Source organism: Staphylococcus sp. GDY8P47P (assembly GCF_016892225.1).
In the GTDB taxonomy this organism is placed as follows: domain Bacteria; phylum Bacillota; class Bacilli; order Staphylococcales; family Staphylococcaceae; genus Staphylococcus; species Staphylococcus borealis.
Genome location: NZ_JAFENV010000005.1, coordinates 40,157 through 53,298, shown reverse-complemented (window position 1 = coordinate 53,298; position 13,142 = coordinate 40,157). Strand labels below are relative to the sequence as shown.

The window sequence follows — 13,142 nt, the reverse complement described above, 5'->3', positions numbered from 1 at the left end:
TCGTCAATCCTATTGACACAGTTAGTATACATTTGTTTAAGGAATTAAAGTGTGATATACTTATTGTGCGTAAAAAATTAGACTCAGGCAGAAAGAGTGGGCATATACCCGCTCTTTTCTATTTGCCGAAAAAGGAGGCCTGTATGAGTAAAATCACTGAGGAAGTAGAAACAATCATAACTCCTGTTTTAGACGAATTGAATTTTGAATTAGTAGAAGTTGAATACACTAAAGAGGGGAAAGATCATTTCTTAAGAATCTCAATTGATAAAGAAGGCGGTGTCGATTTAAATGATTGCACACTTGCCTCTGAAAAAATCAGCGAAGTAATGGATGAAAATGATCCAATTCCAGAAATGTACTACTTAGACGTTGCATCACCGGGTGCAGAACGTCCAATAAAAAAAGAAAAAGATTATCAAAATGCAATTGAAAAACCAGTGTTTGTATCATTATATGCGCCAATTGAAGGCGGTAAAGAATGGCTCGGTATTTTAAAAGCTGTTAATGATGATGTAATTACTATGGAAGTTAAAGAGAAAGCTAAAACAAAACAAATTGAAATACCAAGAAATAAAATTGCAAAAGCACGTCACGCTGTTATGATTTAACGTGATGAGGAGGAATAATTGTGGCAAGTAATGAACTTTTATTAGCAACTGAATATTTAGAAAAAGAAAAGAAAATTCCAAGAGAAGTATTAATTGATGCGATTGAAGCAGCTTTAATTACTGCATATAAAAAGAACTATGATAGTGCTAGAAACGTACGTGTAGAGTTAAATATGGATGAAGGTACATTCAAAGTTATTGCACGTAAAGATGTTGTCGAAGAAGTATTTGATGATAGAGATGAAGTAGATTTAAGTACTGCACTCGTTAAAAATCCAGCTTATGAAGTTGGCGATATTTACGAAGAAGATGTTACACCAAAAGATTTTGGCCGTGTTGGTGCACAAGCAGCTAAACAAGCTGTAATGCAACGATTACGTGATGCGGAAAGAGAAATTTTATACACTGAATTTATTGACAAAGAAGACGATATTTTAACAGGTGTTATCGACCGAGTTGATCATCGTTATGTATATGTAAATTTAGGGAGAATTGAAGCGGTTTTATCTGAAGCTGAAAGAAGTCCAAATGAAAAATATATTCCTAACGAACGCATCAAAGTTTATGTTAACAAAGTAGAACAAACAACTAAAGGACCACAAATTTATGTTTCTAGAAGTCATCCTGGCTTATTAAAACGTTTATTTGAACAAGAAGTACCTGAAATTTATGATGGTACAGTGATTGTAAAATCAGTAGCTCGTGAAGCCGGTGATCGTTCTAAGATTAGTGTTTATTCTGATAATCCAGACATTGATGCAGTAGGCGCATGTGTAGGTGCTAAAGGTGCGCGTGTTGAAGCTGTAGTTGAAGAACTTGGTGGAGAAAAAATTGATATTGTTCAATGGAATGAAGATCCAAAAGTATTTGTACGTAATGCTTTAAGTCCTTCACAAGTATTAGAAGTTATCGTTGACGAAGACAATCAATCTACTGTTGTTGTTGTTCCTGACTATCAATTATCATTAGCTATTGGTAAAAGAGGTCAAAATGCACGATTAGCTGCGAAATTGACTGGATGGAAAATTGACATTAAATCTGAAACTGATGCGCGCGAAGCGGGAATTTACCCTGTGATTGAATCAGAAGCATTAGCAGATGATATTGTTTTATCTGATTCTAATGATGAAGATATTGAAATTGATGATGTTGATTTAGAAGAATCGAATTTAACTACTGCAGAATTAGCAGCAGAAATCGATGAACCTTCTGAAAATACTGATGAAGTAGACAGTGAAGACAAAGACGTATAAGCAAATAATTGGGGTGAGTAATTAAGTGAAGAAGAAAAAGATTCCAATGCGCAAATGTATTATTACAAATGAAATGCGTCCCAAGAAAGATATGATTCGCGTTGTAATTAACAAAGAAGGCGACATTTTTGCTGATGGTACTGGCAAACAACAAGGTAGAGGCGCTTATGTTTCAAAAGATGTACAAAGTGTAGAAGCAGCTCAAGAAAAGGGCGTACTTGAAAGATATTTTAATGCAGATTCTGAAAAGCTAGACCCTGTTTATAAAGAAATTATACGTTTGATTTATAGAGAAGAGATTCCTAAATGAATAAAGAACAAATTTTAAATTTTTTAGGTTTAGCAATGAGAGCGCGTAAAGTGAAATCTGGCGAATCTGTATTGCTTACTGAGATTAAGAAAAATAATATTAAACTTGTTATCATGGCATCGGATGCCTCAGAAAACACTTTGAAAAATATAAAAAATAAATGTGAAACGTATCATGTCCCATTTAGGATTTTTAGTACAAGAGCAGAATTAGGACAATCTTTAGGTAAGTCGGAACGTGTAAACATAGGAGTTATAGACTCTGGGTTTGCGTCTAAGCTTACGTCGATGATAGATGAATATTGTAAGGAGTGATTATATGAGTAAAAAAAGAATTTACGAATATGCGAAAGAATTAAATGTAAAGAGTAAAGAGATTATAGATGAGTTAAAAAGTATGAATGTTGAAGTTTCTAACCATATGCAAGCGTTAGAGGACGATCAAATTAAATCGCTTGATAAAAAGTTTAAACCACAAGAAAGTGGTAATGATACGAAACAAAACACTCAAAATAATCACCAAAAACAACAAAACAATAACAATAATAAAAATAATAAACAAAATAACAAAGGTAACGTGAATCAAAAAGGCAATCATAACAACAAAAATAACAATAACAAAGGCAATAACAAAAATAATAAAAACAACAAGAATAACAAAAACAATAAAAATAATAAAGGTAACAAAAACAATAAGCCGGCAGCAGAACCAAAAGAAATGCCTTCTAAAATCACATATGAAGAAGGTATCACAGTTGGCGAATTAGCTGATAAACTTAATATTGAATCAGCAGGAATTATTAAAAAGTTATTCTTATTAGGTATTGTTGCCAATATTAACCAAGCGTTAGATGAAGAAACATTAGAATTAATTGCCGACGATTATGGTGTTGAACTAGAGAAAGAAGTCGTAGTGAACGAAGAAGATTTATCAATTTATTTTGATGAAGAAGAAGATGATTCTGATGCAATTGAACGTCCAGCGGTAGTTACTATTATGGGACACGTTGACCATGGTAAAACAACATTACTTGATTCAATTCGCCACACTAAAGTAACAGCAGGAGAAGCGGGTGGAATCACACAACATATCGGTGCTTATCAAATTGAAAATGCAGGCAAAAAAATCACATTCCTTGATACGCCAGGACACGCAGCATTTACTACAATGCGTGCGCGTGGTGCGCAAGTAACAGATATTACAATTTTAGTTGTTGCAGCCGATGATGGTGTAATGCCACAAACAATTGAGGCAATTAACCATGCTAAAGAAGCTAATGTTCCTACAATTGTAGCAGTGAATAAAATTGATAAACCAACTGCAAACCCTGATCGTGTAATGCAAGAATTAACAGAATATGGTTTAATTCCTGAAGATTGGGGCGGTGAAACAATCTTTGTTCCACTTTCAGCATTAAGTGGTGACGGTATTGATGATTTATTAGAAATGATTGGTTTAGTTGCTGAAGTGCAAGAATTAAAAGCGAATCCTAATAAACAAGCGATTGGTACAGTAATTGAAGCAGAATTAGATAAATCTCGTGGTCCTGCCGCTTCATTATTAGTTCAAAATGGTACTTTAAACGTCGGAGATTCTATCGTAGTAGGTAATACATTTGGACGAATTCGTGCAATGGTTAACGATTTGGGCCAAAGAATTAAATCAGCTGGTCCTTCTACGCCTGTTGAAATTACAGGAATTAATGATGTACCATTAGCTGGGGACCGCTTCGTTGTCTTCAAAGATGAGAAACAAGCGCGTCGTATTGGTGAAGCGCGCCATGAAGCTAGCGTTATTCAACAACGTCAAGAAAGCAAAAATGTATCATTAGATAATTTGTTCGAACAAATGAAACAAGGTGAAATGAAAGACCTTAATGTTATTATCAAGGGTGACGTTCAAGGTTCAGTTGAAGCACTTGCCGCTTCTCTTATGAAGATTGATGTTGAAGGCGTTAACGTGCGTATTATTCATACGGCAGTTGGTGCAATTAATGAATCAGACGTTACATTAGCTAATGCGTCAAATGGTATTATCATTGGTTTCAATGTGCGTCCTGACGCTGGTGCTAAACGTGCTGCAGAAGCAGAAAATGTTGATATGAGACTTCATCGTGTTATTTATAACGTTATTGAAGAAATTGAATCAGCTATGAAAGGTTTACTTGATCCTGAATTTGAAGAACAAGTTATCGGACAAGCTGAAGTACGTCAAACATTTAAAGTGTCTAAAGTTGGTACAATTGCAGGCAGTTATGTTACAGAAGGTAAGATTACTCGTAACGCAGGTGTACGTATTATTAGAGACGGAATTGTGTTATTCGAAGGTGAATTAGACACATTGAAACGTTTCAAAGATGATGCTAAAGAAGTAGCCCAAGGTTATGAATGTGGTATCACAATTGAAAAATTCAATGATATTAAAGAAGGCGACATTATCGAAGCATTCGAGATGGTTGAAATCGAAAGATAAAACGATGAGTTATGAAGTGGACTGAGTCTGGGACATAATTTCATCAATATAGCCAGTAAATGAGTTTTTATAAATTCATTTACTGGCTTTTTCATTTTACAATACCTCGTATGATAGGCGCGCTTGCCCAACTTGCTTAGTTTGTGAAATCTCTTTTCAAGATTTTTTATATTGGAGCTCGCGTTCAACTACATTTCATTATCCTTTTAGATTTACTTACTTAAGTACTAGTGTGTTTATTTTCATGAAATTAATGCTTCTAAAAAACAGTCTCGACAAAATGCTTCTTTATGCATAGACAAAATCTAAGTTCTCAAATCCCAAAATAGAAAATCACTTTAAAACTTTCTTATCTATTTATATTTTAAGATAAAAAAGTAAATAAATAAGAAAAAGTTATATAGTAATAAAAATGAAAAATTTGATATTATATATTCATTATAAAAATGAAAAATTTGAGATTTCAAAGGGGAAAACTATGAAAAAATTTGCAAATTTAACAATAGGCTGTTGCTTGAGTGGGGTTATACTATTATCAGGATGTAATTCTGTAAAAGCTGGAAAAGAAGGTGGAATGTTAACTTCATATAATGCAACATCACTTGATAAAAAATTAAATAATCAAGATGTGCACGTCGGGACAGTAAAGTTTATTGATAAAGACACTAATGATGGATATGTACGTGCGTTTGATCAATTAAATCCAATTATAGTAAATGAGAGTAATAAAGATATTAAAGAAGTGACTGTAGCAGTAGCAGCATGGGACAAAAACGGTTTACCGGTTAAACCTGAGTTTGCTATGGCTCTTAGTGGTGATTCTTATATTAACAATTACGTAGATGAAGAAATTAATTTGACCGGCCATGGAGATAGTAAGAAAGAAATATTTAATTTAAAAGATGATAAAGATATTGAAACATATAAGTTTATTGTTTCTGAATATAAAGATTTTGAAGGCCACACTTGGAAGAATCCACTTTATGATAAATTTGAGAAAATTTATGGTCAAAAACGATTAAAGGATATTAAAGGAAGCAAAAATACAACGATTTCAATTGATAATGAACATTAGAAATTTTGTTTTTAGCGCTAATAAGATATAATAAAATAATGAATAAATTTTATGATAAATTTAGTTTCTATGTCTTTACGAGCATAGTTATAAGGGTATAATGAAAAGACAAATTTTTTAAAGAGGTGAAATATCCATGAGTAACATGAGAGCAGAACGCGTTGGCGAACAAATGAAGAAAGAAATTATGGATATCGTAAATAATAAAGTTAAAGATCCTAGAGTGGGCTTTATCACAATTACAGATGTTGAATTAACAAACGACTTATCACAAGCCAAAGTGTACCTTACTGTGTTAGGTAGTGAAAAAGAGGTTAATGATACATTTAAAGCATTAGATAAAGCGAAAGGATTCATTAAATCTGAATTAGGTTCAAGAATGAGACTACGAATTATTCCAGAATTATTCTTTGAATATGATGAATCAATTGAGTATGGTAATAAAATTGAGAAAATGATTCAAGATTTGCATAAGCAAGATAGATAATTGTCTATTAACTAAGTTATAGCAATATACTTTGTTATTTTATTAACATTACAAATATAAATTGAACGAGAAATAGAATAAACACTAATTTTTAAGCTATTCAAAATAATCGTCGCCTATACGGGGGTGGGACAATAAATTCAAATCGAATGATGTTCCACTCCCGTCTCATTTTGAGTTTCAAGGGAATATTGATAGTAAGTGAAAAGTGTGATTTGCTAAGTCAATTTAAGTTATAACAATTAATTTTCATAACACATATTCAGTCAGATAAGTTATGATACATAGAGGTAGTTAAAATGAAGGACGTGAAAAAATGTATAACGGTATTTTACCCGTTTATAAAGAACGTGGATTGACGAGTCATGATGTCGTCTTCAAACTAAGAAAGATTTTAAAAACTAAGAAGATTGGTCATACTGGAACCTTAGATCCTGAAGTGTCAGGTGTATTGCCTATATGTATTGGTCCTGCAACGCGTGTAAGTGATTACGTCATGGACATGGGTAAATCCTATCATGCGACCATTACATTAGGAGAAAGTACTACTACTGAAGACCAGACGGGTGAAGTTATAGATAAAGTTGAGGTTCTTGAAAATGAGGTTAATACAACCGACATAGATGACGTTTTGAGAACTTTTGAAGGCCTTATAGAACAAATTCCACCCATGTATTCATCTGTTAAAGTCAATGGGAAAAAGTTATATGAATACGCAAGAAATGGTGAAACAGTTGAAAGGCCAGTGCGTCAAGTGAAAATTGATTTAATTGAGCGTACATCTGATCTCCAATTTGAAAATAAGAAATGTCATTTTAATATTAAGGTGAAATGTGGTAAAGGAACTTATATTCGTACACTCGCTACGGACATCGGTAAACAATTAGGTTATCCGGCACACATGTCTTTATTAACGCGAACGAATTCAGGTGGTTTTGATGTTGAGGATAGTCTCACATTAGAGCAAATTTCTCAATTACATGAGCAAGACGCATTACAATCGCAGCTTTTTCCTATAGAATATGGTTTGAAAAGTTTGCCGAAAATCAACATTTCTGATGAGAATATGAAAAAAAGAATATTAAATGGACAAAAGTTTAATAAAAGACTTTTTAATCAAATCATTGATGAACAATTAGTTTTTGTTGATTCTGAAACTCAGAAAGTAATGGCAATTTATGTTCAACATCCAGATAAAAAATATGAAATTAAACCTAAAAAAGTATTTAATTAAAGGAGTCAAAAGTTATGAAAGTGATAGAAGTAACCCATCTAATTCAAGAAGATCAATTGATAAAAGAAGACGTTGCGATGGCATTTGGCTTTTTTGATGGCATGCATCGTGGTCATCATAAAGTGTTCGAAGCGTTGGATGAGCGTGCTGCAGCGCGAAATCTAAAAAAGGCAGTTACAACATTTGATCCTCACCCTTCTGTCGTGTTAAATCCAGAACGTAAACGTACGGACTATTTAACACCACTTTCAGATAAACTTGAGATGATTGAACAACATGATGTAGATTATTGTATTGTAATCAATTTTTCATCACGCTTTGCGAGTGTAACCGCAGAAGAATTTGTCCAAGATTATATTATTAATAATCATGTGCAAGAAGTAGTTGCTGGATTTGATTTTACATATGGTAAATTCGGAAAAGGTAACATGTCTGTATTAAATGAAATGAATGAATTTAGCACAACCATTGTTGGTAAACAAGAGATGGAAACCGAAAAAATTTCTACTACAGCGATTAGGGAAGCTTTAAAAGAAGGTAATTTAAAAAAAGCCAATGAGCAATTAGGTTATCTTTACAGAATTAAAGGAACAGTAGTACAAGGGGAAAAACGAGGTCGTACTATTGGATTCCCAACCGCAAATGTTCAACCAAGTGATGACTATGTATTACCTAAAAAAGGTGTTTACGCTGTAAGTATGGCAATTGGTGCCGAAAATAAAATCTATCGTGGTGTCGCTAATGTTGGTGTGAAACCTACTTTCCATGACCCATCAAAAGCTGAAGTAGTAATTGAAGTTAACATTTTTGATTTTAATGACAATATATATGGTGAGCGTGTCATAGTATATTGGCATCATTACTTGAGACCAGAAGTGAAATTCGATGGTATCGATCCTTTAGTTGAACAAATGAACAATGATAAAGAAAAAGCTAAATACCTACTATCGGTTGATTTTGGTGATGATGTATCGTATAATATCTAAAGTTGAGTTCTAAGAAATGGAATTCACTACTATTATTCCTTTATCTTGGCGGGTTGAGACTCCGACGCCTAGCTCAGATTAAGGTGTATACAAATTTAGGAGGGATTTAATTATGGCAATTACACAAGAACGTAAAAACGAAATTATCAAAGAATATCGCGTGCACGAAACTGACACTGGTTCACCAGAAGTACAAATCGCTGTTTTAACTGCAGAAATCGCTGCATTAAACGAACATTTACGTGAACACAAAAAAGATCACCATTCACGTCGTGGATTATTAAAAATGGTAGGTCGTCGTCGTCACTTATTAAACTACTTACGTAGTAAAGATATTCAACGTTACCGTGAATTAATTAAATCATTAGGTATTCGTCGTTAATTCTAATATATTAAGAGGAAAGCACCATTTAGTTTGGTACTTTCCTTTTTTTATCGTTTAATATTAAACACTAATATAAAATTTTAAAAATAAATGATATGATGTAGTTAATAGATTTCAGAGAGGAGATTCATAATGTCTCAAGAAAAAAAGGTATTTAAAACTGAGTGGGCTGGAAGATCGTTAACGATTGAGACAGGGCAACTAGCTAAACAAGCTAATGGTGCAGTGCTAGTACGCTACGGAGATACTGTCGTATTATCAACTGCCGTTGCATCTAAAGAACCACGTGATGGTGACTTTTTCCCATTAACAGTTAACTATGAAGAAAAAATGTATGCTGCTGGTAAAATTCCAGGAGGATTTAAAAAACGTGAAGGTCGTCCAGGGGATGAAGCAACATTAACAGCACGTCTAATCGATAGACCGATTCGACCACTATTCCCAAAAGGATACCGTCATGATGTTCAAATTATGAACACGGTGCTTAGTGCAGACCCAGATTGTTCACCAGAAATGGCAGCAATGATAGGTTCTTCAATGGCATTAAGTGTTTCAGACATCCCATTCCAAGGACCAATTGCTGGTGTGAACGTAGGTTATGTTGATGGTAAATATGTCATTAATCCTACCGTTGCAGAGAAAGAAGTTTCGCGCCTAGATTTAGAAGTTGCTGGACATAAAGATGCAGTAAACATGGTAGAAGCTGGTGCAAGCGAAATAACTGAGAAAGAAATGTTAGAAGCTATCTTCTTTGGTCATGACGAAATCAAACGTTTAGTAGCATTCCAAGAAGAAGTGATAGCACACATTCAACCAGTTAAGAAAGAATTCGTTCCTGTAGAACGTGATGAAGCATTAGTATCAAGAGTTAAAGCATTAACCGAAGAAAAAGGTCTAAAAGAAACTGTTTTGACTTTTGATAAGCAACAACGTGATGAAAATTTAGACACGTTAAAAGCTGAGATTGCAACTGAATTTATTGACGAAGCAGATCCTGAGAATGAATTGTTAATTGATGAAGTTTATGCAATTTTAAATGATTTAGTTAAAGAAGAAGTGCGTCGTCTTATCGCTGATGAAAAGATTAGACCAGATGGACGAAAACCAGATGAAATTAGACCGCTTGAATCAGAAGTTGGATTATTACCACGTGCACATGGTTCAGGGCTGTTCACACGTGGACAAACACAAGCTTTATCTGTGCTCACATTGGGTGCCTTAGGCGATTATCAATTAATTGATGGTTTAGGACCAGAACAAGAAAAACGTTTCATGCATCATTATAATTTCCCTAATTTCTCAGTAGGTGAAACTGGTCCAGTGAGAGCACCAGGTCGTCGAGAAATTGGACATGGTGCTTTAGGTGAAAGAGCATTAAAATACATTATTCCAGATACATCTGAATTCCCATATACTGTTCGTATTGTAAGTGAAGTATTAGAATCTAATGGTTCATCATCACAAGCATCTATTTGTGGTTCAACATTAGCTTTAATGGATGCAGGTGTGCCAATTAAAGCACCTGTTGCTGGTATAGCTATGGGGTTAGTAACACGAGAAGATAGTTATACAATACTTACAGATATTCAAGGCATGGAAGATGCATTAGGCGATATGGATTTCAAAGTGGCTGGTACAAAAGATGGTATCACTGCGATTCAAATGGATATTAAAATTGACGGTTTAACACGTGAAGTCATTGAAGAGGCTTTAGAGCAAGCTAGACAAGGTCGTTTAGCAATTATGGATCACATGCTACAAACGATTGATCAACCACGTAAAGAACTAAGTGCTTATGCACCTAAAGTGGAAATCATGCATATTAAACCTGAAAAGATTAGAGACGTTATTGGACCAGGTGGTAAGAAAATTAACGAAATCATCGATGAAACTGGTGTTAAATTAGACATTGAGCAAGATGGTACAATCTTTATTGGTGCAGTTGATCAAGACATGATCAATCGTGCGCGTGAAATTATTGAAGAAATTACACGTGAGGCTGAAGTAGGTCAAGTTTATAACGCAAAAGTTAAACGTATTGAAAAATATGGAGCATTCGTTGAATTATTTGCTGGTAAAGATGCATTACTACACATTTCTCAAATTTCAAAAGAACGCATTAATAAAGTAGAAGATGTATTGAGTATTGGAGATAAAATCGAAGTTAAAATTACTGAAATTGATAAACAAGGTCGCGTTAACGCATCTCACAAAGTATTAGATGAAAATAAATAAACAGTAAAGCGCTTGTTAGAAACGCATGTTTAACTTAGTCAATAACTGTTATTTTACTAGTATGAGAGTCTAGGATATAAAAAATATAATAATGCTATTTTGCAAATTAAAGTAGCTGACAGAACTGAGAAGGCATTTAGATCAAATTTTTCTCTGTTCTAGTCATCCATACGAGGGTGGGACACGAATTTAAGAAAAATTCTGTCCCACTTTCTTTTGTTTTGCGCGATTTAATAAATCAATCCCTATTTTTTTATTAAATACTAAATTCAATCATGACTATAATGCCCTGAGAAACACTTTAATAGTGTACATCCAACATAAATTAAATTATAATAAATTATGAGTTTATATGGACGGGGATTTTTATAATAGGAGGTAACATTTTGAGTTTAGTGAAAAAAAAGAATGACGATATTCGTATCATCCCACTTGGTGGTGTGGGCGAAATCGCAAAAAATATGTATATCGTTGAAGTAGACGATGAAATGTTTATGTTAGATGCGGGGTTAATGTTCCCAGAAGATGAAATGTTAGGTGTAGATATCGTTATTCCTGACATCCAATATGTCATTGATAATAAAGATAAATTAAAAGGAATCTTTTTAAGCCATGGTCATGAACATGCTATCGGTGCGGTTAGCTATATTTTAGAACAAATTGATGCACCTGTGTATGGTTCTAAATTAACGTTAGCGCTTGTTAAAGAAAATATGAAGTCTCGTAACGTTAAGAAGAAAGTTCGTTATTATACAGTTAATCACGATTCAGTTATGCGATTTAAAAATGTTAATATTACGTTCTTTAATACTACACATAGTATTCCTGATAGTTTAGGTATTTGCATTCACACGTCATACGGTTCTATCGTATATACTGGTGAATTTAAATTTGACCAAAGTTTACAAGGACACTATGCACCTGATATCAAACGTATGGCTGAAATTGGTGAAGAGGGTGTCTTCGCATTAATTAGTGATTCTACAGAAGCTGAGAAACCAGGCTATAATACACCTGAGAATGTAATTGAATCGCATATTTATGATGCGTTTGCGAAAGTGAAAGGTCGTTTAATTGTATCTTGTTATGCTTCTAATTTTATTAGAATTCAACAAGTATTAAATACAGCAAGTAAATTGAACCGTAAAGTTTCATTTTTAGGTCGTTCATTAGAAAGTTCTTTTAATATTGCACGTAAAATGGGATATTTTGATATTCCTAAAGACTTACTAATTCCAATTAATGAAGTAGGAAATTATCCTAAAAATGAAGTCGTAATTATAGCTACTGGTATGGAAGGCGAACCTATCGAGGCATTGAGTCAAATGGCGCAACATAAGCATAAAATTATGAATATCGAAGAAGGAGATTCTGTATATTTAGCGATTACTGCATCAGCGAATATGGAAGTAATTATTGCTGATACATTAAATGAATTAGTGCGTGCAGGTGCATATATTATTCCTAATAATAAAAAAATTCATGCATCTAGTCATGGTTGCATGGAAGAATTAAAAATGATGATTAATATCATGAAACCTGAATACTTTATCCCTGTTCAAGGTGAATTTAAAATGCAGATTGCACATGCTAAATTAGCTAATGAAACTGGCGTAGCACCGGAGAAAATTTTCTTAGTTGAAAAAGGTGACGTTATACACTACGACGGTAAAGACATGGTATTAAACGAAAAAGTTAATTCTGGCAATATTCTCATCGATGGTATCGGTGTAGGAGATGTTGGTAATATCGTTTTAAGAGATCGTCATTTACTTGCAGAAGACGGTATTTTTATCGCAGTTGTTACATTGGATCCGAAAAACAGACGAATTGCTGCTGGTCCAGAAATTCAATCACGTGGATTTGTATATGTCCGTGAAAGTGAAGAATTAATGAAGGAAGCAGAAGAAAAGGTTCGTGAAATTGTTGAAGCAGGTCTTCAAGAAAAACGTATTGAATGGTCTGACATTAAACAAAATATGCGAGATCAAATCAGTAAATTGCTATTTGAAAGTACGAAACGTCGTCCAATGATTATACCAGTCATTTCTGAAATATAAGATATATTCAATCAAAAAGAGGTCGGGACAACAT

General features: G+C 33.7%; 12 protein-coding genes. All 12 read left to right on the top strand.

The genetic code is table 11. The annotated features are described in order from the left end of the window. Positions 1-143 precede the first annotated feature (143 nt). Entirely contained in the window at positions 144-611 is a 468-nt protein-coding gene (gene rimP / locus JVV30_RS00305) for a ribosome maturation factor RimP (RefSeq protein WP_070855537.1), read from the top strand. Positions 612-631: 20 nt separating this feature from the next. Further along, complete coding sequence (nusA, locus tag JVV30_RS00300; protein WP_053029313.1) at positions 632-1,864, top strand: transcription termination factor NusA; 1,233 nt, start codon at positions 632-634, stop codon at positions 1,862-1,864. Between the two features lie 25 nt (positions 1,865-1,889). Then, positions 1,890-2,174 carry an RNase P modulator RnpM gene (gene rnpM / locus JVV30_RS00295; protein WP_011275933.1) on the top strand — a complete coding sequence of 95 codons (285 nt, stop codon included), beginning with the start codon at positions 1,890-1,892 and terminating at the stop codon, positions 2,172-2,174. Continuing rightward, entirely contained in the window at positions 2,171-2,488 is a 318-nt protein-coding gene (locus JVV30_RS00290; protein WP_053029325.1) for a YlxQ family RNA-binding protein, read from the top strand. Before rnpM ends, JVV30_RS00290 begins: the two co-directional genes overlap by 4 nt. Before the next feature lie 4 nt (positions 2,489-2,492). Further along, positions 2,493-4,646, top strand: a complete 2,154-nt coding sequence (infB, locus tag JVV30_RS00285) for a translation initiation factor IF-2 (RefSeq protein WP_070855538.1) — start codon at positions 2,493-2,495, stop codon at positions 4,644-4,646. Between the two features lie 478 nt (positions 4,647-5,124). Continuing rightward, the gene (locus tag JVV30_RS00280) at positions 5,125-5,721 is read left to right on the top strand and encodes a DUF5780 domain-containing protein (protein ID WP_070855539.1); all 597 of its coding nucleotides are present in this window, start codon (positions 5,125-5,127) and stop codon (positions 5,719-5,721) included. A gap of 136 nt (positions 5,722-5,857) precedes the next feature. Then, on the top strand, positions 5,858-6,208 hold the full coding sequence (rbfA, locus tag JVV30_RS00275; protein ID WP_053029328.1) for a 30S ribosome-binding factor RbfA: 351 nt from the start codon (positions 5,858-5,860) through the stop codon (positions 6,206-6,208). A 316-nt stretch (positions 6,209-6,524) separates the two neighbouring features. Continuing rightward, complete coding sequence (gene truB / locus JVV30_RS00270; protein ID WP_053029329.1) at positions 6,525-7,442, top strand: tRNA pseudouridine(55) synthase TruB; 918 nt, start codon at positions 6,525-6,527, stop codon at positions 7,440-7,442. 14 nt (positions 7,443-7,456) lie between these two features. Then, entirely contained in the window at positions 7,457-8,428 is a 972-nt protein-coding gene (locus JVV30_RS00265; RefSeq protein WP_204192904.1) for a bifunctional riboflavin kinase/FAD synthetase, read from the top strand. 112 nt (positions 8,429-8,540) lie between these two features. Continuing rightward, entirely contained in the window at positions 8,541-8,810 is a 270-nt protein-coding gene (rpsO, locus tag JVV30_RS00260; protein ID WP_053018906.1) for a 30S ribosomal protein S15, read from the top strand. 135 nt (positions 8,811-8,945) lie between these two features. Next, positions 8,946-11,048 carry a polyribonucleotide nucleotidyltransferase gene (pnp, locus tag JVV30_RS00255; RefSeq protein WP_204192902.1) on the top strand — a complete coding sequence of 701 codons (2,103 nt, stop codon included), beginning with the start codon at positions 8,946-8,948 and terminating at the stop codon, positions 11,046-11,048. Between the two features lie 386 nt (positions 11,049-11,434). Beyond that, on the top strand, positions 11,435-13,108 hold the full coding sequence (rnjB, locus tag JVV30_RS00250) for a ribonuclease J2 (protein WP_053029332.1): 1,674 nt from the start codon (positions 11,435-11,437) through the stop codon (positions 13,106-13,108). Positions 13,109-13,142 lie beyond the last annotated feature (34 nt).